General features: G+C 72.8%; 20 protein-coding genes. 6 read left to right on the top strand and 14 right to left on the bottom strand.

Annotation, left to right across the window (positions count from 1 at the left end; translation table 11 throughout):
- Nucleotides 1–97 precede the first annotated feature (97 nt).
- Nucleotides 98–814, bottom strand: coding sequence for an alpha/beta hydrolase family protein (locus tag DEJ33_RS04245; RefSeq protein WP_111077921.1), 717 nt, complete (start codon nt 812–814; stop codon nt 98–100).
- A gap of 163 nt (nt 815–977) precedes the next feature.
- On the opposite strand from DEJ33_RS04245, the gene DEJ33_RS04250 reads away from it, so the two are divergent.
- Both DEJ33_RS04250 and DEJ33_RS04255 read left to right on the top strand, forming a co-directional pair.
- The gene (locus tag DEJ33_RS04250; protein ID WP_375342139.1) at nt 978–2,084 is read left to right on the top strand and encodes a fatty acid desaturase family protein; all 1,107 of its coding nucleotides are present in this window, start codon (nt 978–980) and stop codon (nt 2,082–2,084) included.
- A 56-nt stretch (nt 2,085–2,140) separates the two neighbouring features.
- On the top strand, nt 2,141–2,413 hold the full coding sequence (locus DEJ33_RS04255; RefSeq protein WP_111194331.1) for a hypothetical protein: 273 nt from the start codon (nt 2,141–2,143) through the stop codon (nt 2,411–2,413).
- 30 nt (nt 2,414–2,443) lie between these two features.
- Here the strand turns inward: DEJ33_RS04255 and DEJ33_RS04260 are convergent, their stop codons facing one another.
- On the bottom strand, nt 2,444–3,559 hold the full coding sequence (locus DEJ33_RS04260) for a hypothetical protein (protein ID WP_146242517.1): 1,116 nt from the start codon (nt 3,557–3,559) through the stop codon (nt 2,444–2,446).
- 116 nt (nt 3,560–3,675) lie between these two features.
- Between DEJ33_RS04260 and DEJ33_RS04265 the strand changes: the two genes are divergently transcribed.
- Nucleotides 3,676–4,437, top strand: coding sequence for an SDR family NAD(P)-dependent oxidoreductase (locus DEJ33_RS04265; RefSeq protein WP_111077919.1), 762 nt, complete (start codon nt 3,676–3,678; stop codon nt 4,435–4,437).
- On the opposite strand, the gene DEJ33_RS04270 is transcribed toward DEJ33_RS04265, so the two are convergent.
- A complete protein-coding gene (locus DEJ33_RS04270) occupies nt 4,391–5,446 on the bottom strand; it encodes a hypothetical protein (RefSeq protein ID WP_146242518.1) in 1,056 nt (351 codons plus the stop codon). The two genes, DEJ33_RS04265 and DEJ33_RS04270, sit on opposite strands and share 47 nt — an antisense overlap.
- A gap of 24 nt (nt 5,447–5,470) precedes the next feature.
- On the opposite strand from DEJ33_RS04270, the gene DEJ33_RS04275 reads away from it, so the two are divergent.
- Entirely contained in the window at nt 5,471–6,046 is a 576-nt protein-coding gene (locus DEJ33_RS04275; RefSeq protein WP_111077917.1) for a TetR/AcrR family transcriptional regulator, read from the top strand.
- 12 nt (nt 6,047–6,058) lie between these two features.
- Here DEJ33_RS04275 and DEJ33_RS04280 read toward each other — a convergent pair whose 3' ends face one another.
- The 11 genes from DEJ33_RS04280 to DEJ33_RS04325 all read right to left on the bottom strand — a co-directional run bounded on the left by DEJ33_RS04280 (nt 6,059) and on the right by DEJ33_RS04325 (nt 17,085).
- A complete protein-coding gene (locus DEJ33_RS04280; RefSeq protein WP_111077916.1) occupies nt 6,059–7,276 on the bottom strand; it encodes a glycosyltransferase in 1,218 nt (405 codons plus the stop codon).
- 39 nt (nt 7,277–7,315) lie between these two features.
- Complete coding sequence (locus DEJ33_RS04285; RefSeq protein WP_111194334.1) at nt 7,316–8,683, bottom strand: FtsX-like permease family protein; 1,368 nt, start codon at nt 8,681–8,683, stop codon at nt 7,316–7,318.
- A 1-nt stretch (nt 8,684) separates the two neighbouring features.
- Nucleotides 8,685–9,419 (bottom strand): ABC transporter ATP-binding protein, encoded by a 735-nt coding sequence (locus DEJ33_RS04290; RefSeq protein ID WP_111194335.1) that lies wholly within the window; start codon nt 9,417–9,419, stop codon nt 8,685–8,687.
- A 118-nt stretch (nt 9,420–9,537) separates the two neighbouring features.
- Nucleotides 9,538–9,678: a hypothetical protein gene (locus DEJ33_RS17110; protein WP_181432764.1), complete on the bottom strand. Its 141-nt coding sequence runs from the start codon at nt 9,676–9,678 to the stop codon at nt 9,538–9,540.
- Nucleotides 9,679–9,965: 287 nt separating this feature from the next.
- Nucleotides 9,966–12,800 (bottom strand): LuxR family transcriptional regulator, encoded by a 2,835-nt coding sequence (locus DEJ33_RS04295; protein WP_111194336.1) that lies wholly within the window; start codon nt 12,798–12,800, stop codon nt 9,966–9,968.
- A gap of 90 nt (nt 12,801–12,890) precedes the next feature.
- The gene (locus DEJ33_RS04300) at nt 12,891–13,406 is read right to left on the bottom strand and encodes a MarR family winged helix-turn-helix transcriptional regulator (protein WP_111077912.1); all 516 of its coding nucleotides are present in this window, start codon (nt 13,404–13,406) and stop codon (nt 12,891–12,893) included.
- An 80-nt stretch (nt 13,407–13,486) separates the two neighbouring features.
- Nucleotides 13,487–13,855: a nuclear transport factor 2 family protein gene (locus tag DEJ33_RS04305; protein ID WP_258374501.1), complete on the bottom strand. Its 369-nt coding sequence runs from the start codon at nt 13,853–13,855 to the stop codon at nt 13,487–13,489.
- A gap of 31 nt (nt 13,856–13,886) precedes the next feature.
- Nucleotides 13,887–14,348 carry a nuclear transport factor 2 family protein gene (locus DEJ33_RS04310; RefSeq protein ID WP_111194337.1) on the bottom strand — a complete coding sequence of 154 codons (462 nt, stop codon included), beginning with the start codon at nt 14,346–14,348 and terminating at the stop codon, nt 13,887–13,889.
- A gap of 84 nt (nt 14,349–14,432) precedes the next feature.
- Nucleotides 14,433–15,392 (bottom strand): alpha/beta hydrolase, encoded by a 960-nt coding sequence (locus tag DEJ33_RS04315; RefSeq protein WP_111194338.1) that lies wholly within the window; start codon nt 15,390–15,392, stop codon nt 14,433–14,435.
- Between the two features lie 72 nt (nt 15,393–15,464).
- Nucleotides 15,465–16,418, bottom strand: a complete 954-nt coding sequence (locus DEJ33_RS04320; protein WP_111194339.1) for an SDR family NAD(P)-dependent oxidoreductase — start codon at nt 16,416–16,418, stop codon at nt 15,465–15,467.
- Nucleotides 16,411–17,085: an NADPH-dependent F420 reductase gene (locus DEJ33_RS04325; protein ID WP_111194340.1), complete on the bottom strand. Its 675-nt coding sequence runs from the start codon at nt 17,083–17,085 to the stop codon at nt 16,411–16,413. Before DEJ33_RS04325 ends, DEJ33_RS04320 begins: the two co-directional genes overlap by 8 nt.
- A 170-nt stretch (nt 17,086–17,255) precedes the next feature.
- Here DEJ33_RS04325 and DEJ33_RS04330 point away from each other — a divergent pair, with 170 nt between their 5' ends.
- Both DEJ33_RS04330 and DEJ33_RS04335 read left to right on the top strand, forming a co-directional pair.
- Nucleotides 17,256–18,539 (top strand): sensor histidine kinase, encoded by a 1,284-nt coding sequence (locus DEJ33_RS04330; RefSeq protein WP_146242519.1) that lies wholly within the window; start codon nt 17,256–17,258, stop codon nt 18,537–18,539.
- On the top strand, nt 18,536–19,198 hold the full coding sequence (locus DEJ33_RS04335; protein WP_111194413.1) for a response regulator transcription factor: 663 nt from the start codon (nt 18,536–18,538) through the stop codon (nt 19,196–19,198). Before DEJ33_RS04330 ends, DEJ33_RS04335 begins: the two co-directional genes overlap by 4 nt.
- The last annotated feature ends 1 nt before the right edge of the window (nt 19,199 follow it).

Genomic DNA, 19,199 nt, shown 5'->3' on the forward strand with positions numbered 1-19,199 from the left:
CTCATGCCGCGACGGTACGACCCCCGCCAGCGTCGGCCTCGCTCTGTTGCGACACATGACCGCGGGTTGCGTCACATGACGCCGTCCCCGGCGCAGGTCAGCGGTCGAACACCTCCGGCAGGGTCGCCACGAAGGCGTCGAAGTGGCTGTACCAGACGGAGTGCGCCGCACCGGGGATGCTCCGGACGTCCACACCGGACGCCGTCAGCGCCGCAGCGGTCGCGTCGTCGACGAAGTGGCTCGGGTCCGCGCGGACGACGATCGACCCCGGCCGCGGCGGCCACGTCCCACCCGGTCCCGCGGCGATGGCCGCCGCCGTCACCGGGTCGAACCGGGAGGCTGCCCGTGCCTCCACCTGACAGTCGCGCTCGCCGTAGTGCGGCTTCTCCGCGCGGAGCCGGTCCTCGGTCCGGCTGTCCCGTTCGGCCTCGTACTCGGCCTGCACCTCGGCCCGGTCGTACCCGCCGCGGGTCCCGAGCGGGGCGTCGACGCACACCGTGACGCCGGCGTCGAGCCGTCCGGTCGCGACGGCCGCTGTGAGCACGAGGCCACCGAACGAGTGTCCGAGCGTGGCGACCGGTCGGACCCCCAGCACGTCGAGTGTCCCGGCCACCGCTGCAGCGGCGTCGAGGACCGTCATCGTCGGACTGCGCGGAGAGCGTCCGTGCCCGGGCAGGTCGAGGGCGACCACACGGAGGCCGCGGTCGGCCAGGAGGTCCGTGATGCGCCACCAGCTCTCCGCCGCGCCTGTCATGCCGTGGAGGAGCACCACCGTCTCGTCGCCGTCCCCGGCTGTCTCGGCGTGCAGTCGCATCCCCACATCGAAGCACGGCCGATGCGTTCAACGGCGATTCACCATGAGTTCCGCATGGTGGCGGTGGATTCGCATCTTCGACCCATATCGTCATCGCAAGCGCGATTGCGTGAACTCCTCTGCGCTGGTCGAAGGGCCGCGATGACGGAAGGTCGGTCCCTCGTTGACCACCACCCCAGTCCAGTCGGGCTACACCCGCACCCGTCCCGCGACGAGCGGACGGGGCTCGAGCACATCGACGTACTCGGCGGTCCTGGCACAGGTGAAGGAGCACGACCTGCTCCGTCGCCGCACCGGGTTCTACTGGTCGCTGTTCGGGTCCTTGATCGGGACGCTCGCCCTCGCATGGGTCGCGTTCTCGTTCCTCGGTGACTCGTGGTTCCAACTGATCGTCGCCGGCGTCCTCGGGGTCCTGTTCACGCAGTTCGCCTTCTTGTCCCACGAGGCCGCGCACCGTCAGGTCTTCGCCTCGCAGCGTTGGAACGACCGGGCCGGCCGGTACGTCGGGACCTTCCTCGTCGGCCTGTCGTACTCGTGGTGGATGAACAAGCACACCCGGCACCACGGCAACCCGAACACGATCGGCAAGGACCCGGACATCGCGCCCGGCGTCATCGCCTTCATCCCCGAAGACGCACCCGTCACCGGGCTGAAGGGCGTGTTCACCCGGTTCCAGGGCTGGCTGTTCTTCCCGCTGCTCACCCTGGAGGGCATCAACCTGCACTGGTCCGCCGTCCGGGCCGTCGTCAGCGGCACCGGCACCACGGCGGACCGCCGCCACCGGATCATCGAGGGTTCCCTGCTCGTCGCCCGGTTCGGCATCTACCTGACCGCCGTGTTCTGGTTCCTGCCGTTCGGGATGGCGTGTGCGTTCCTCGGGGTGCAGCTGGCCGTGTTCGGCGTGATGATGGGCGCCTCGTTCGCCCCGAACCACAAGGGCATGCCGACCATCGCGCACGACGCGAAGGTCGACTTCTTCTCCCGTCAGGTCCGCACGTCCCGCAACATCCGCGGCGGCTGGTGGGTGTCGTTCCTGATGGGCGGCCTGAACTACCAGGTCGAGCACCACCTGTTCCCCTCGATGCCCCGCCCCGCCCTCAAGCAGGCGCGGCTCCTGGTCCGGGACCACTGCGACAGCCTCGACGTGCCCTACACGGAGACCACGCTGCTGCGCTCCTACGGCATCGTCGTCGCGTACCTGAACCGCGTCGGACTCGCTGCGCGGGACCCGTTCACCTGCCCGATGGTGTCGCAGCTGCGGATCAGCTGACCGCAGGCGGATCGTCGGTGCTTCCGCGATCCGCCTGGACCGGACAGGATCGGAGCATGGTCCTCACCCCGGCGTCGGCTGCCGACGTCGCGCAGCTGGGGGCGTTCCTCCGCGATGCCGACCTGACCCTCGCAGGGCTCGACGACGAGCCGGTCCGGCTGTGGGTGGACCGCGACGCGGACGGCACGGTCGTCGGCAGCACCGGGTACGAATGCAGCCGCGACGGCCGGGTCCGCGGGTCGGCGCAGAAGAGCCAGACCCAGGAACGTCAGGACGACGAGTGGCGCGCCCGGCGCGCGGACCACCAGCGGGCGCGTTCCCGTTCCTGAGCAGGCCGCGAGCAGTCGGTCGCCACCGCGTCAGGTGCGAACCCACCTCGGCTCGTCGTCCTCGTCCTCGTCCTCGGCCCCGGCGGAGCGCAGCTGCCACCGCTCCGCATCCGGCTCGATCACGATGTCGTCGGTCAGCCAGAACGTCTCGTCCGGTGACCAGCCAGCGAGCATCGTCGCACCGCCGTGGACGTCGATCGCCCGACCGGCTGCGGCGAGGTAGCCCTGCACGGACACGTGCACGGCGTCGTGGTCCGCCGCGACGGCCTCGTAGTCGGGCAGGAACCAGTGCTCCTCGCGCCCGGTCGACTCCCACCACACCCGCCGTCGTGCCCACCGCGCCGGCATCGGGTAGCGCTCGACCAGGCGTGCCCAGTCCGCGGCGCCGTGCACTTCGAACACCCGGGCGCCGGCTGGCGGCTGCAGGGATCGGAGCAGGACCTCGTCGTCGCCGAAGGAGTCCTCGACCAGGGTCGACCCGGACGAGCCGAGGCCGTCGACGCGCCGCGTCGACGACGGCAGGATCGCTGCTCCGCCGGGCTCGTCACCGAACTCGTGGGGCGTCGACCACCAAGCGCCACCAGCGGAGTCCACCACGGGCCCGGCGACGCGGGATCGTCCTTCACTGGCAACGACGTTGCGCCGCCACCGGTCGAGCACCTCAGCCATCGGCCCCGAGGTCGCGACGACCTCCGGCACACCGTTCCGCACCGGCTGGGTCACCCACTGCGCCGTCCGGTCGACGTCCGTGCCCCACCACGAGGCGGCGGGGGAGGCGACGACCGCCTCAGCCACAGCCCGGAGTGCGTTCCGCACGGACGGGAGGCCCGTGATCGCGTCCTCGACGAACGGCGGCTGCCACGGCATCGCCGAGTCGACGGAGTGCTGCAGTACGGGGAGGAACCGCATCGGATCGGTCCACGAGGCGAGCTCCGTCGCGTCGACATCGGACAGGACTGCGGCGAGAGCGTCGGCAGTGTCCTGCTCCGGCCGGAGGTCGGCGAGCAACCCGTAGCTCGCGGTGATCGGCTCGAGGAGCGCCGTGACGGCCCGGTGCACGCCCTCGTCGAGCCCCGCGGCCACGGCGAGGCAGAGCGTCCGGAACCGGGGACCGTCGAGGAGGTCGTCGAGCGTCGTCTGCTGCACCACCGGATCCTTCCACGCCCGGGCCGTCTCCAGGAGGATGGTGGCGGCGACGACGCTGGTCGCGCCTCCCGTCCGTGCCGACGACGACCGGCGGCCCGACCCGTGAAGGACACCCCATGCAGCCCACCACCCTGACCGGATCCGTCGCCCTGGTGACCGCGGCGTCCCGCGGCATCGGTCGCGCCGTCGCACTCGACCTGGCCGCGCACGGGGCCGATGTCGCGCTCGGTGTCCGCGATCCCGAGGCAGCGGCCGGCCTCGCCGACGAGATCCGCGCGATCGGCCGGCGTGCGGCGGTGGTGGCGATGGACGTCACCGACCTGCCCTCCTGTCGGGCCGCCGTGGACGCCGTCGTCACGGAGCTCGGGACCATCGACGTGCTCGTGAACAACGCCGGCGGTGGCATCGTCGAGGACGCGCTCGACGTCACCGAGGAGCACTTCGACACGGTGTGGGCGCTCACGACGAAGTCGACGTTCTTCGTCTCGCAGTACGTCGCCCGGCACATGCGGACGGCCGGCGGTGGATCGATCGTGAACGTCGCCTCGCAGGCCGGCCTCGTCGCCCTGCCGGGGGAGTCGGTCTACTGCCTGAGCAAGGCCGCCGTGATCCACCTGACCAAGTGCCTGGCGGTCGAGTGGGGCCAGTACGGGATCCGGGTGAACGCGGTGGCGCCGACCTTCATCGAGACGGACGGCACCGCTCCCGCCCTGTCCGACGCGGCGTTCCGGACCGACACGGTCGAGCGCATCGCGGCACTCCACCGGATCGGGCAGCCGGAGGAGGTCGCCGCGGCGGTGACGTTCCTGGCCGGCGAGGGGGCATCGCTCGTCACCGGGACCGCGCTGCCGATCGACGGAGGGTGGACGGCTCGCTGACCGGCACCGGTGCGCGAACTGCGCTCCGGACACGGTGCGCGACGAACAGGGCGACGGACGCGACGAGGATCCACACGACGAGCGTGACCAGCGCACCCGCCGCACCGGCGCCGTCGAAGTAGCTGGTCGCCGTGACGGCTCCGAACGCGGCCCCCGGGGGGAGTGCCCCGCCGACAGCGGCGAGCACCGGCGGCAGCAGGTGGTTGCTGATCGTCGCGCCGCTGGTCGCGTTGCCGAGGGTGGTGAACAGCAGGGTGGAGAGGACGACGCCCATCGGTCCGACGATCGACGTGATCGCGAGCGTGGACAGTGACACCGCGACCGCGAGGAGCGACAGCACCGCGATCACGGCTCCGGTCGCTGCCGGGACGGCGCCGTCGACCGGACCGGCGATCACCGCCACGACGATCGCCGCGGCGACACTCCCCACCACGGTCACGACGATGCGGACCCGGAGCCGGGCGAGGGCGGCGAGGGCGTTCATGACCTGCGCCAGGATGAATGCCGCGAGCGTGGTGCCGAACACCAGGTAGAACCCGGCGATCCCCTGCGAGTCGCTGGTGAACAGCGGGACGAGGTCCTGCGTGCGGACGATGTCGCTGCCGCCGGCCTGTGCGACCCGGCTGAGCATCGTCGTCGCGGCGGCGGTGGCGCTCCGTCCGTTCGCACCGGCGGTGTACAGCGTCGACCCGTCGGCTTCCGGGACGAGCGCGGCGACGACGTCGTGGGAACGCACGAGCTCCTCGGCCGCGGTGGTTGTCCTGACGCTGCGCACGTCGGCCGAGTCACCGAGCGCGGTGGTGGCGGCACGGGCCAGTTGTGCGTTCGCCACGGCGACGGGGAGGTGGTGCGGGACGGGCGACTTCTGGAGCCCGATGTAGAGCCCCGCGAACGCGCCGGCGACGGTCATCGCGACGATCACCTGGGTGATCAGGACCGGGAGGACCCGGCGGAGCGGCGGGTGTGGAGCGGGCGGTGTCATCCGGTTAGTAATCGATTCATTACTCATGGCATCGGATGATACCCTCGTGACATGACGACAGCAAGGGGTTCCCTCCCGAAGACGGCGGAACGCATGGCGGGCAGCCAGCGGCGTGAGGCGACACTCGCCGCGGCGGCCGCGGTGTTCGCCCGCGAGGGCTACCACGGCGCCACCACGGAACGGATCGCGCAGGCCGCCGGGATCAGCCAGCCCTACGTGGTCCGGATGTTCGGCTCGAAGGAGAACCTGTTCCTCGCCGTCATCGACGGGTGCCTGGAGGCCGTGCTCGACACCTTCCGCGCAGCCCTCCACGACGGACCACAGCGGACGGCCACGGCACGCCTGGGTGAGGCCTACCGGACCCTCGCCACCGAGGACGGCGTGCACCTCATCGTGATGCAGGCGTACATGCTCGGCGCCGACCCGGTGATCGGGCCGGTGGCGCGGGACGGCTTCACCCGGATCCTCCGCTTCCTCGTCGACGACGCCGGGCTGTCCCTGGCCGCCGCCGAGGCGTTCCTGGCGAAGGGGATGCTCATCAACACGCTCCTCGGGATGCGTCTGGGCGACCACGACGACGAGCTCGCGCAGCGCTTCACGCAGGCGGTGTCCCACCCCGCCAGCTGACGGGAGGCACGCTCAGGCCCCGGCGCGCTCCGCACCCTGGTGCCCGGAGTCGGTCAGATGCCCGGGGCCGGCCTGGTGCGGCGTCTCGGCCTGCAGGACCCGGTCCACCAGTGCTCTGACCGCCTCTGCCGCGCTCGGGCGCTGCCGCGTCTCGGCGCTCAGCCGACGGGCCGCGTCGAAGTGGTCTCGTCCGGCCAGCATCCGGTGCACGGCCGGCCCCACTGCTCCGGGCTCGTCGACGACCACCGCCGTCCCGGCTGCCGCTGCCCGGGCGGCGTTGATGAACTGGTCCGCACCCTGCGGGAGCAGCACCATCGGGATGCCCACAGTCGCCGCGGCGAGCACGGTGCCGGCCCCGGCGGCGCTGACGACGAGGTCGACGCCGTCCAACAGGTCGCGCATCGGGCGGAACGGCACGAAGCGCACGTGCTCGGTGTCCGCCAGGGGCTCGCCGATCACGCCGACGGTGGCCACGACGTCCACCTCGTCGGGGTGGAAGCCGTCGAGGATCGCCCGCAGCAGAGCGGCATCGCCGAAGACGGTGCCGAGCGTCACCAGGACGCGAGGCCGCCGGTCGGCGACAGGGAACAGGACCGGTGCTGCGGCCGCTCCGGGACCGCTGTGCGGCTCGGGACGGCTGTGCGGCTCGGACCGGAAGGGGATGGTGATCGGCGAGGGCGTCCAGCCGGGGGCCTGCAGTGTCACCGGGGTGGGGTCGAGGAGCGCGACGGGCGGTGCGGGGAGCAGTCCTCGCCGTTCGTAGCGTGGTAGCACCAGATCCGTCATCGGTTGCCGGAACACCTCCGGGACCTCGGGCCCGAAGGCGACGACCGCGTACGGCACGCCGAGCTGCGCCGCGACGAGGGGCCCCACCAGGTCGACGGCGTCCGCGACGATGACGTCGGGTGCCCAGTCGGTCGCGACCCGCACGGCGTCGTCGATGGTCAGGTCGACGCGGGTGCCGGCGAAGAACTCCGCCACGGCCGCGGGTTCCGGCCGGTTCGCGGGGTCGCTCCCGGGGATGCGGCGGCCCACCTCGGCGAAGAGCTCGCCGGGCATCGGGCCGGCTGCCAGCACGGGGACCGTCGGCAGCTCGACCGACAGCGCGTCGCGCATGCCTTCGCTGGTGAGCAGGGCGACGTCGTGTCCGGCGGTCTGTGCCGCACGGGCGAGGGGGACGAGGGGCAGGAGGTGCCCGAGGGCCGGGACAGCGGAGAAGAGGATGCGCATGGTTCTTCCTGGGGAGGGGATCGGGAGCGGGGAACGGGGTCAGTCAGCGGCGAGGACGAGCGGGATGCTGCGTCGGGCGCCGGTGACCAGGGGGAGTGTGCCGGCGGCGACCATGAGCACGGCACTGACGAGCGCAGCCGGGAGCGCGGCCGACAGGCCCAGGTGCGGGAGCGTGCCCGGTGTCGTCACGCCGAGGGCGAGAGCCTGACCGACGCTGGTCACGACGAGGACGGCCGCGGCGACGATGACCGCCGTGCCGACGAGGATCACGGACTCCCAGGCAGCGCGGGCGAGCACGATCCCGCGGGAACCGCCGGCGGCCTCGACGAGTGCGGCCTCCTGCTCCCGCGTCCGTCCCGCCATCAGGACCGTGGCGGCCGCGCCGAACAGCGAGACGAGCAGCGGCCCACCGAGCATGAGCAGGAAGCTCTGCGTGTCGATACCGCCCAGCGACCTGCCGGTCGTGCGTTCGACCGCATCGCCGAGGGTCGCGAAACCGGCGGTGATGCTCCCGGGCAGGGCGATCGTCATGACGAGCGCGCTGACCGTCGCACTGCTCCGGCCGACGGCGAAACCGGCCGCGTTCCGAGCGAGGAACCACGAGGCCGAGCGGTGCGCTGGCACCACGGCGGTCCACGCCCGGAGGACGGACGGGAACACCGTCGGACCGATGGCGACGAAGGCCGCGGTGACGAGCGGTCCGACCAGCAGGACCTGTGCTCCCGCCCGGACGCCGCTGGCGGCGAGGCCGAGCGTCATCAGCGTCGCGAGGCCCAGCGCCACGATGCCGGCGGCCCAGCGCCGCCATCCCTTGCGGCGTCGGGCGGCTTCCGGTTCGCGGAGCACCTCGATCGGACGGACCAGGCCGGCCAGCCGGGAGGCCCGGAGGCTGCTGAGGACCACCACGGCGGTGACGGCCACCACGACCGCGACACCGCTGACCGGGCTGAAGCGCTCGTCGAGGCTCCGGAGCCCGTCCGAGGCGGAGAGCCCGTAGTGCAGGAAGACCGGCACGAACGGGGCCGCGACGAGGCACCCGATCGTGCTGCCGATGAGCGCGACGACGCCGAGCTGCAGACGGACGACCAGGGTCACGGTGCCGGACGGCACACCGACAAGCTGCCAGAGGGCGTACCCACGGCGCTGCAGGTCGATCGTCAGACGGGTCACGCTGCCGAGGACCGCGGTCACGGCGACCACCGTCAGCACCACGACGAGTGAGGCGAGCGTCGCGAGTCCGCCGGCCCGGAGGAGATCACGCTCGCCGCCACCCTGCACGAGGACGAAGCCGGTCTCGAGCATCCCGGCGGCGACGGCAGCAGCAGCAGCGGTCGCCGCGCTCACGACGAGTGCGCCGATCCAGATGCCGACGTTGTACCGGAGGTCGCTGAGGACGAGTCGGAGCATCTCAGGCCTCCTGCGCGGCCGCGGTGAGCGCCTCGAGGACCTCGGCGGCGTCCGGCCGGACGAGTTCGCGGTGGATGGTGCCGTCGCGGAGGACGAGGACGCGGTCGGCCCGGGCCGCGGCCTCCAGGTCGTGCGTGACCATCACGACCGCTCGCTCACCGGCGGCCACCTGACGGAGCAGACCGAGGACAGCGTCCCCGGCGGTGGTGTCGAGGGCGCCGGTCGGTTCGTCCGCGAAGACGACGTCCGGCTCGGACGCCAGGACGCGGGCGATCGCGACCCGCTGCTGCTGGCCGCCCGACAGGCTGCCCGGGCGGTGGTCGCCCCGGTCCGCCAGGCCCACCGCTGCCAGGGCCGCGTCGACGTCCGTCGCCGAGACCGGCCGGTGCGCCAGGCTGGCGGGAAGCGCGATGTTCTGCCGTGCCGTCAGCGACGGGATGAGGTTGAAGGACTGGAACACGAAGCCGACCGTCGAGCGGCGCAGTGCCTGCAGCTGCTTCGGACGGAGCGACTCGAGCCGCTGACCGGCGATGGACACCGAGCCGCTGTCGTAGGGCTCCAGTGCGGACAGACAGTAGAGCAGGGTCGACTTGCCGGATCCGCTCGGTCCGACGATCGCGACGAACTCGCCCGGCAGGACGGACAGTGTCACGCCGCGGAGCACCGGGACCCGGGACTGTTCCGGGCCGGCGAAGGACTTGGTCAGGTCCTGGGCGTGCAGGAGTGGTTCGGTCATGGCGTCAGTCCATCTCGTTCGGGGCGGCGGGTCACTGGTGTGGGCAGGAGGTCCGTGGTGGAGCAGGCTCCACCACGGCAGGGCGTCGGCAGTGGGATGGTGCGGCGAGGGGCCGTCGTCAGGGCACGACGGCGCCCGCGTCGCGCTGGAGCAGGACCAGCACACGGGCGTACCGCCGCTCCTGGTACACGCCGTGCGCGGTCGCGAGCACCGCTGCCGCGGCGATGCCGGTGGTGAGGGTGCCCCGCGGTCCGAGCACGGTCGAGGCCCGGCGAGCGCGACGACGTACTCGGAGGGGTCGGGCACAGTGCCTCCCGGCGGTCGTCGGCCGGACCACTCGGCCGCGGCACCAGCGCCACGCGGAACGACCGTCCACACGGCGGCGGCTCCTGGTCGGGAACCGTCAGGAGGAGCGTCCCAGCCGCCCTGCGGCGGGCGCATCCGTTGCGTGACGTAACCCCGTGCCTCCCGGCCGTCGGGGTCCGCCGAGCCGCTGCCTGGAGGCTCGGGGCCGCGTCGGCGGGCCGGTGCCGCGTCGGCGGACCGTCAGTCGGCGTAGCCGTTCGCGGCGAGCGCTTCGGTGAGTCCGGTGCGGCTCGTCACCCCGAGCTTCGGGAACAGCTTGTAGAGGTGGGTGCTGACGGTGCGGTGCGAGAGGTAGATGCGGTCCGCGATCTCGCGGTTCGACATGCCGTCGGCGGCGAGCCGGGCGATCTGCAGTTCCTGCGGCGTCAGCGGGTTGCTCGTCGTCGGGCGCTCGGTGGTGTCGCGGAGTGGGACCTCGCCGGCGGCGCGGAGTTCGGCGGCGGCGCGGGCGGCGAAGACGGGGGTGCCGGCGGCGTCGAACTCGCCGAGCGCGTCCCGGAGGTGTTCGCGTGCCTCGACGACGCGGCGTTCCCGTCGGAGCCACTCGCCGAAGAGCAGGCGGGTGCGGGCGAGTTCGATCGGGGACTCGCTGAGTTGGCCGGCCTCGATGGCCCGTGACCAGTAGTGTTCGGCCTCGTCGGCCGGGGCGAGGAGCGCGCGGCTCCGGAGCACCAGGGACGTCAGGTGTGCGGAGTGGAAACCGCTCGCGACGGCCTCGGCCTCTGCCAGGTCCTCGGTCACCGTCTCGGGGCGTCCGCCGTGCACGGCTGCCTCGGTGCGGTCGGCGATGGCCCAGAGCGCCCGTGTCGGGTGCACGGCCATGTGGGTGAACTCGACGAGGGCGTCCCGGTAGCGGTGCTGGCCGAGGGCGATGAGTCCGGCGGCCCATCGTGCGTCGGCGCTGGAGAGGGCGAGTCGCCCGCCCGTGGACCGGGACGAGCTGTCACGGATCGCGCGCCGTGCGGCCTCGACGTCTCCGAGCAGGGCGTAGGCACGGGCGAGGGTGCCGTGGGCGATCCCCGCGACGAGGGGGATCTGGCTGTCTCCGGCCATCCGCGCGGCGTACTCGGCGTCGGCGACGGCGTCCCGCACCCGGCCGCGGAGCAGCAGGATGGTCGCCCGTCCGCGGAGCGCCTGGGTCTCGTCGGCGACGGCGCCGAGCTCGTGGGCCCGTTCGTAGGCCAGCTCCCAGCAGGTCAGCGCGGTCTCGAGGTCCTGCAGTGACTCGGCCGCGATGGCGAGCGACGCCATGCCGAGTGGTGAGGCGAGGAGTTGCGGTACGAGGTGGGGGAGGTTCGCCCGGGCGGCGGGGGCGGCACCGAGTGGGGTCAGCAGCGCGAGTGCCACGGGCTTCAGCGGGCTCGTGGACGGGATCGTGCGGAGCTCCGACTCGAGCGCGTGCCACTCGGCCCGGGGGCGGTTCCGGCCGCGTACGACCAGCGCGGCGGCCCACAGCACCTCGACGAGGCGGTCGGCGTGCTCGGGACCGGCGAGGACCGATCGGACCCGGTCCATCTCGAGTGGCGGTGCGCCCACGGAGCCCGTCGTCAGGCTGAGCACCGTACGGGTGACCGCGGTCTCGGTGACGGTCTGGGCGTCGCCGGCCAGGGAGTCGACCTGCGCGAGGAGCTCGATCGCCTCGCTCGTCATGCCGGCGGCTCGCGCGGTCTCGGCGGCGCGCCCGAGGCGGCGGGCCCGCCCCACCACGCCCTGGGAGAGGGTGGCGGCACGCTCGTACGCCCGGACGGCCTCCGGTCGGGCGCCCCGCTGTTCGGCCCGGCGGGCGACGGCCTCGAGGTCCGCGGCGATGGTCTCGTCCCGTTCGAACGTCGCCGAGGCGCGGTGCCAGGCGGCACGGGTCTCGTCGCGCGCGACGGATGCGAGCGCCCGGTGGGCGGCGGCGAGTTCCGCCGCGGAGGCGTTGCCGATCACCGCCGACCGGAGGAGCGGGTGCCGGAAGTGCAGGGACGCGAAGTCGGTGCGGAGGAGCCCCCGGACCTCGAGTGGTTCCAGGTCGTCGAGGCCGAGGTCCATCGTCCGTGCGGCCGCCATCACGTCCTGCAGGGCAGCGTCGTCGGCGACCGCCGCGAGGACGAGGAACGCGCGGCTGGCGACGGGCACGGCGGAGAGCTGGTCGAGGAACGCCTGCTCGAGGCGACGTGTGGTCGGCAGGCGCGAGGAGAGCGACGTGCCCGCGACCCCGGTGGCGGCGAGCGCGGCAGGGAGTTCGTGGAGGGCGAGTGGGTTCCCCCCTGCCTCGGTGAGGATCCGGCGGCGAGCCGTGTCGGAGAGTGGCCGAGGGAGGGTGTCGGCGAGCGTGGCGAGGAGCGTCTCGGCGGCGTCGGCTCCGAGCGGACCGAGGTCGAACCGGGGGAACGAGCACGGCAGGGTGACGTGGACGTCGTGCCCGGTCCTGGCCGTCGCGATGACGACGATCGGTGCGTTCGAGAGCCGGAGTCCGATGAAGTCGAGCACCTCGGCGCTCGACCGGTCGGTCCACTGCATGTCCTCGGCGAGGACGAGCACCGGCCGGCGGGACGCGGCTTCCTCGAGCAGTCCGAGTGCGGCCGTGCTCACCAGGAGGCGGTCGGGGACTGGTCCCTCCTCCACGGCGAACGCGGTGAGCAGGGCCGTGCGTTGCCGGTCGGGCAACGCTGCGACGTACGGCAGCAGCGGGTGGAGCAGCTCGTGGAGGCCGTCGAAGCCGACCGTGTTCGACCCTTGCAATCCGGTGCACCGGAGGACCCGGAAGCCGGCCTGCCGGGCGTGCTGTTCCACGGCGGTCACCAGGGCGGTCTTGCCGATGCCGGCTTCGCCCTCGACCAGGACGGCGGCGCCGCCCTGTCGGTCGCCGTTGCTGTCTGCGGCGTCGCTCCGGGCGGCGTCCACGAGTCCGGTCAGGACGGCGAGTTCCTCGGAGCGGCCGAACAGGACGGGCGATCCGGCGGGCAGTGCCCGTGCGGTGGCAGCACCGGGTGCGGACGGGAGGCTCGTCCCGACTCCGTCAGCAGCCATGCGCGGTGCTCCTCGTCGATTGCGTGATCTTTCACACAAAGTACGGGGTGCGCGGGCGACGGGCAAGCCGGCCGCGGGGGCGGCGCGTCGCTACGGGTGGTCCTCCGGGCGTGGCAGGGTGCCGTGGTCGATGACGGTCTCGTAGACCCGCTCGAGGACCCCGGCGAACGCGGGGAGTTCGGCATCGCCGAGTCCGCTGAAGAACATCGCCCGGACGAGTTCGGTGTGCCGGGGCGTGGCCTCGCGGAGGGTGCCCCACCCGTCGTCGGTCAGCGCCACGGCGGTGCTGCGTCGGTCGCGCTCCCAACGGCGGAGGTCCACCAGCCCCCGCTCGGCCAGACGCTTCGTGTGGTGCGACGCGCGACTGCGCTCCCACCCGATGCGGGTCGCGAGGGCGGACATCGTCATCTCGCCGCCGGGCTCGCTGGTCAGGGCGACGAGGACGTCGTAGTCGGCCAGTGAGATGTCGCTGTCGGCACGCAGCTGCCGGTTCATCTCGTAGCGCATCCGCAGCTGCAGCTTCATCCACGCGTACCAGACCCGCGTCTGCTCGGCGGTGAGGAACGCGTAGGGCGACTCCGGGGGCACCTCGGCCTGCGCTGCCATCGTCCGTCACCTCCCGTCGCCCGATGCTCGGGCGCCCACCATCATCGCAGGGTGCCCGAGCGTCGCGGGTGAGTCGTCGTTCAGGCGGGCGGCGCGCTCGTCAGGAGCGTGTAGACCCTCGCGATCGTGTCGCCCTCGACGAAGCAGATGTCCATGCCGGACACCACGGGCTCCTGCCCTTCCGGTCCGAAGTGCCAGGCCAGGTAGCCCATGCCGTGGTTCTCGTACACGGGGCCGGCCGGTGTGAAGACGAACCCCGGGGCTTCGTCGAGCAGCCGCTGCGCCTTCGCGTGCAGGGCGTCGTGGCCGGTGACGACCTCGTCGGGGTCGAGGAAGGTGACGTCGGCGGCGTAGGTGCGCTCGATCGCTGCCCGGCGGCGTTCGGGGTCGCGTTCGCCGAAGACCTCGAACAGGTTGGCGTGCATCAGGGACTCGAGGGGTTGCGACATGGGGTTCTCCGTGGGTGCTGGTCGTGGGTGGTCAGGGGTGCGACGGGGACCTGTCGGTCCAGTCGAACACGAGGTGCCGGCGGGCGATCGCCCACGTCCCGTCGACCCGGACGAACTGGTCCAGGTAGCGGATCGACATCGTCAGGAGCGTGCGTGCTCCGTCGTCCTGCAGGACGTGGAAGGCGACGCAGTACGTCTCACCCTCGGCGGAGTCGGCGCCCGTGAACCGGATCGTCGACTGCCCGTTGAGGTACGTCGTCACGTCGTACTGCTCGATCAGGCCGGCGAAGGTCTCGGCGAGCCGGTCACGCCCGCGGATGGTGTCCCCGGGCTCGGTGGTCGAGGGGTCGCCCTGGAACAGGACGACGACGCCGTCCTCGGTGAACACCGAGGCCTCGAGCTGTGCGTCCCGCCGGTCGGCACCGCGGGCGTAGGTCGCGAGCAGGGTGCGGATCTGCTCGCGGTCGATGAGGGTCGTCAGGGTCTCGTCCATGGTGCTCCTCCGTGCGGGTCGGGTCGGTGGTCGCCCGTCGGGACGGGACGGGGCGTCCGGGTCGGCCCCGTCCCGTCGTCCGGGTCAGGCGAGGGCGGCGCGCAGTGACGCGGTGGCGAGCATGAGGGCGTGCTTCGCGGCCTCGGTGTCGTGCATCGAGTTCACCATCACGAAGTCGTGCACGATGCCACCGAAGCGCACGTTGGTCGCCTTCACACCGGCTTCGCGGAGCCGTGCCGCGAACGCCTCGCCCTCGTCGCGGAGGACGTCGGCCTCGCCGGTGATGACGAGTGTCTCCGGCAGTGTCGCGAGCACCTCGAGCGGCGCGCGCAGCGGCGACACGGTCGGCAGGGCACGCTCGCCCTCGTCCGTCGTGTACTGGTCCCAGTACCACTGCATCCCGGCCCGGGTGAGGAAGTAGCCGTCGGCGAACTCCTCGTAGGAACCGGTGTCGAACGCGGCGTTCGTCACCGGGTAGAAGGCGACGAGCTTGACGAACTCGACGTCCCCGCGCTCGGCGGCGAGCAGCGCCAGGGCGATCGCCATGTTGCCACCGACCGAGTCGCCGGAGACCGCGAAGCGGGAGGCGTCGAGCCCCTTGTCGCGCCCTTCCTCGACGACCCACTTGGCGGCTGCGTACGACTGCTCGAGCGCGACCGGGTAGCCGACCTCGGGGGAGCGGTCGTACTCGGGGAAGACCACGGCGGCGTTCGAGCCGATCGCCAGGTCCCGTACCAGGCGGTCGTGGGTGTGCGCGTCGCCGAACACCCAGCCGGCGCCGTGCACGTAGAGGATGACGGGCAGGTTCGCGGTCGTCCCGGCGGGCTTCACGAGCCGGATCCGCACGGTGCCGGTGGGCCCGCCGGGGATCTCGTGCCACTCCTCGTCGACGTCGGGCTTGAAGATCGGGCTGTCCTGCACGCCGTCGACGGCCTTGCGGCCCTCGGTCGGCGGCAGCTCGTTGAGGAACGGCGGGGTGGACGTCGCGTCGACGAACTCCTGTGCGGCGGGTTCGAGGGCGATGTTCTTCGGGTTTCCGGGCATGGTGTGCTCCTCCAGGGGTCTACGGGGTGGTGCGTGACAACGCTGGCAGGAGGCCCGCGGGACGGGCATCCGTCAGCTGACGTATCCGGCGCTCAGCTCCCACAGCCGGTCTGCGTTCTCCGGGTCGAGTGCGTACCGCGCCACCCCGCGGTCGTGACCGGTCCCGTCGTCGAGGACCGGAGCCTCCTGGCCGTCCTCGAAGTACCGGGCGGTCACGCCGGCGACCAGCGGGGACGCGACGAGCAGCGTCGACGTCGCCGCGCCCTGCGCCGGCGTCTTGAAGAAGGACTGCTCGATCCGGTTGCCGTCGTCGTCCAAGGCGCCCATCGCACGGAGGGTCGCGTCGTCGAGGTGTCGCTGCAGCCCGGTCGTGATCCAGCCCGGCATCAGGGAGTTGGCGGTGACGCCCGCGTCGGCCCATCGGTCCGCCACACCCACGGCGAGCAGCACGTCAGCCGTCTTCGACTGTGCGTACGCCGCCCACCGGTCGTACGGGCGGTTCGCGAAGAACGGGTCCTCGAAGTGGAACGGCGACCGGAGGTGCGCGGTCGAACTGACCGTCACCACCCGGGCCCCGTCGGCGGCGGCCAGGTGCGCACGGAGTCCGAGGAGGAGTGCGAAGTGCCCGAGGTGGTTGGTGGCGAGCTGCATCTCCCACCCGACGGACGAGAGCTGCCGTGTCGGCAGCGCCATGACTCCGGCGTTCGCCACGACGCCGTCGACCGGACCCTCCCAGCCGTCGGTGAACCGGCGGACCGAGCGGAGGTCGGCGAGGTCGAGCGGACGCGCGTCGACGCGACCGGCACCGGGAGTCGGGTCCCGCTCCAGCCGGGCCCGGGCACCCGCCGGATCCCGGACACCGACGGTGACGTCCGCTCCGGCAGCGGCGAGGGCCAGCACGGTCTCCGCGCCGATGCCGGAGCCTCCGCCGGTGACCACGTAGCGCTTCCCGTGCAGGTCGAGGCCGGCGAGTACGTCCGCGGCGGTCGCATCTGCCGTGAACGGTGTGCGGACCGCCTCAGACATCGGCCACCGCCGACCGGCGCTCGGCCGCGGCGAGCGCCGCTTCCATGCCCGCGCGGTCGAGGCGGACGCCGTACGCCGGCTGGTCGCGCTCGGAGCGCCAGCCCTCACTGAGCGGCCCCGCGTCGACGACGTCGAAGCCGAACCGGTCGAGCAGCGAGGTGACCGACGCCTTCGCGTCGGCGTCGTCGCCGGCGATCGCCAGGCTCCGCCGGTCCGGGGTGCCGGCGGGGGAGCCGTCGGTCGTCACGTCGGCGGAGCCCAGGTTGTTGAGTGCCTTCACGACCGTCGCCCCGGGCAGGAAGTGCTGGAGCAGCTCCGACGTGGTCGGGGCCGAGGGCTGCTCGAGTTCGTCGACGCGGCCGGAGTACTCGGGGTAGTAGTTGCCCGTGTCGATGACGGTCTTGCCCACGAACGCCTCGGCAGGCAGGTCCCGGTAGCCGGAGACCGGGATCGCGACGACCACCACGTCGCCGGCTCGTGCTGCATCCGAGACGGTGGCGGCTCCGGCCGAGGGCGCGAGCTCGGCGATGAGTTCCTCGAGCGTCTCCGGGCCGCGCGAGTTCGCCAGGACGACGTCCAGGCCGATCTGCACGGCTCGTCGTGCGATCTGAGCGCCGACGTTGCCGGCTCCGATGATGCCGAGGGTCTGGACGGGGGTGGTGACCATGGTCGTGCTCCTGCGGTTCGTGGGGGACGGCCGCGTCCCGGCCGCTCTCGACAACGCTGGACGGTCCTCCCGGCCGGGGCATCCGTCGCACGACGTATCCCTCGCGCGACGCGCCCGTCGGCGGGTCGCCCGGTGTGGTGGTCGCGGCCTGCGCGCTCTACCGTGAGCGGGTGACGACCCCCGACCGGACCGACCCACCGAGCCTGGCCGCCGCTCCGTGGACGTTCCTGCTGTCGGCGACGCCGTGGCGGTCCCTGCTCTCCGTCACGCTGACCGCGGTCCTGTGGCTGGTCCTCGCGGCTCCGGTCGTCGCGACCTGGTTCGTCGCGCCGTTCTGGGGCGCGGTGGTCGCCCGGTTCGAACGGTGGCACCCGGTCGTCCTCGGCCTGCCGCCGATCCGCGACCCCCGCTCCGCCGGTCCGAGCCGCCGGCCGGGCGTCCGAGCGCGTCTGCGTGACCCGCTCGTGTGGTCCGAGTCGACCTTCCTCGTGGTCTTCGTCGCGTTCGCGGCCCTGAGCTTCGCGCTCGTGGTGCTCGTGCTCCTCACCGCCGCGGTGGCGGTCGGCGCGGCCACCGGCACCCGGCCGCCCGCCGACGACGTCATCCGCAACTGGCTGGCCGGGTTCCACCTCGGCGCGCCCGTGCTCCTCGCCGGGTCGCTCGTCGTGTTCGTGCTCGCCCTGTACGGGGTGTCGGCGGTGGCGGCCGTCCACGTCCGGGTGGCCCGGGCCCTGCTGTCCGGGCGCGACGAGGAACTCGAACACCGGGTCGAGGAACTCACGTTCTCGCGCCGGGCCCTGCTCGACGGCTTCGACGCGGAACGTCGACGCATCGAGCGGGACCTGCACGACGGCGCTCAGCAGCAGCTCGTCGCGCTCGCGATGGACGTCGGACTCCTCGACGTCGAACTCGCTGCGGCCGAGCGGGACGGCGGCGACCTCCGCGCCGTCCGCGGGGCGCTCGAGCGGATCGGTGTCCGCGTCGACGGCGCGGTCGGGTCCCTGCGTGCGAGCATCCGCGGCATCCACCCGCGGGTCCTCGTCGACCACGGGCTCGGCGCGGCCGTCGCCGAACTCGCGTCGCGCTCGCCGCTGCCGGTGCGGGCGTCCGTGGACCTGCCCGTCCGGCCGCCGGCGCGGCTGGAGACGGCCGCCTACTTCGTCGTCAGTGAAGCGCTGACGAACGCGGTCAAGCACGCCGGTGCGCAGTCGGTGTCGGTGGCGGCGGGGGAGACCGACGCCCGGTTCTGGCTGCGGGTCGAGGACGACGGGGTGGGCGGGGCGCGGCCCGTGCCGGGCGGCGGTCTCGACGGGCTCCGGGAACGCGCCGTCGTCCTCGGAGGCTCGCTGGACGTCGTGAGTCCGGCCGGCGGTCCGACGGTGCTCCGGTTCACCGCCCCGCTGCACGACGACGAACGCGACGCCGTGCCCGACGTGGTCCGGTGGCGCTCGTGAAGGTCTTCGTGGCAGAGGACGCCGTCCTGCTCCGGGAGGGGCTCGTGAGCCTGCTGGAACGCGCCGGCCACACGGTGGTCGGCGTCGCGGCGGACGCACGTCGACTCGTCGACGAGGTGGACGCCCTGGTCGCGGCCGGTGCCACGCCCGACGTCGTCCTCACCGACGTGCGGATGCCGCCCACCGGGACCGACGACGGCCTCCGGGCGGCCGTCGTCCTGCGGGAGCGGCACGACGGCCTGCCCGTCGTCGTGCTGTCCCAGTACGTCGCCGGCGCGTACGTCCGCGAGCTGCTCGACGACGGCCGGGGCGGCGTCGGCTACCTGTTGAAGGACCGTGTCGGCAAGGTACCCGCGTTCCTCCGCGCGCTCGAGACGGTCGCCGACGGCGGTGTGGTCGTCGACCCCGAGGTCGTACGGCACCTCACGCGCAGTCAGGCGACGGACAGCCCGTTGGCCCGGCTGACGCCGCGCGAGACCACTGTCCTGGAGCACATGGCCGAGGGCGCCTCGAACGCCGACATCGCCGCCACCCTGCACCTGTCCGACGCCGCGGTCGCGAAGCACGTCGGCAACGTGTTCACCAAGCTCGACCTGCCGCCGGAGGACACGAACCGGCGTGTGCGAGCGGTGCTGACCTACCTGCGCGAGAAGCGCTGAG

This window comes from Curtobacterium sp. MCPF17_047, assembly GCF_003234045.1.
GTDB lineage: Bacteria > Actinomycetota > Actinomycetes > Actinomycetales > Microbacteriaceae > Curtobacterium.

Excerpts from the sequence above, each read along its gene's own strand:
- DEJ33_RS04285 (WP_111194334.1), bottom strand. The coding sequence starts at position 8,683 with ATGCTCCGACTCGTCCTCAGCGACCTCCGGTACAACGTCGGCATCTGG.
- DEJ33_RS04290 (WP_111194335.1), bottom strand. The coding sequence starts at position 9,419 with ATGACCGAACCACTCCTGCACGCCCAGGACCTGACCAAGTCCTTCGCC.
- DEJ33_RS04315 (WP_111194338.1), bottom strand. The coding sequence starts at position 15,392 with ATGCCCGGAAACCCGAAGAACATCGCCCTCGAACCCGCCGCACAGGAG.
- DEJ33_RS04245 (WP_111077921.1), bottom strand. The coding sequence starts at position 814 with ATGCGACTGCACGCCGAGACAGCCGGGGACGGCGACGAGACGGTGGTG.
- DEJ33_RS04300 (WP_111077912.1), bottom strand. The coding sequence starts at position 13,406 with ATGGCAGCGCAGGCCGAGGTGCCCCCGGAGTCGCCCTACGCGTTCCTC.
- DEJ33_RS04310 (WP_111194337.1), bottom strand. The coding sequence starts at position 14,348 with ATGGACGAGACCCTGACGACCCTCATCGACCGCGAGCAGATCCGCACC.
- DEJ33_RS04305 (WP_258374501.1), bottom strand. The coding sequence starts at position 13,855 with ATGTCGCAACCCCTCGAGTCCCTGATGCACGCCAACCTGTTCGAGGTC.
- DEJ33_RS04270 (WP_146242518.1), bottom strand. The coding sequence starts at position 5,446 with ATGAGTAATGAATCGATTACTAACCGGATGACACCGCCCGCTCCACAC.
- DEJ33_RS04265 (WP_111077919.1), top strand. The coding sequence starts at position 3,676 with ATGCAGCCCACCACCCTGACCGGATCCGTCGCCCTGGTGACCGCGGCG.
- DEJ33_RS04280 (WP_111077916.1), bottom strand. The coding sequence starts at position 7,276 with ATGCGCATCCTCTTCTCCGCTGTCCCGGCCCTCGGGCACCTCCTGCCC.
- DEJ33_RS04255 (WP_111194331.1), top strand. The coding sequence starts at position 2,141 with ATGGTCCTCACCCCGGCGTCGGCTGCCGACGTCGCGCAGCTGGGGGCG.
- DEJ33_RS04295 (WP_111194336.1), bottom strand. The coding sequence starts at position 12,800 with ATGGCTGCTGACGGAGTCGGGACGAGCCTCCCGTCCGCACCCGGTGCT.
- DEJ33_RS04275 (WP_111077917.1), top strand. The coding sequence starts at position 5,471 with ATGACGACAGCAAGGGGTTCCCTCCCGAAGACGGCGGAACGCATGGCG.
- DEJ33_RS04325 (WP_111194340.1), bottom strand. The coding sequence starts at position 17,085 with ATGGTCACCACCCCCGTCCAGACCCTCGGCATCATCGGAGCCGGCAAC.
- DEJ33_RS04320 (WP_111194339.1), bottom strand. The coding sequence starts at position 16,418 with ATGTCTGAGGCGGTCCGCACACCGTTCACGGCAGATGCGACCGCCGCG.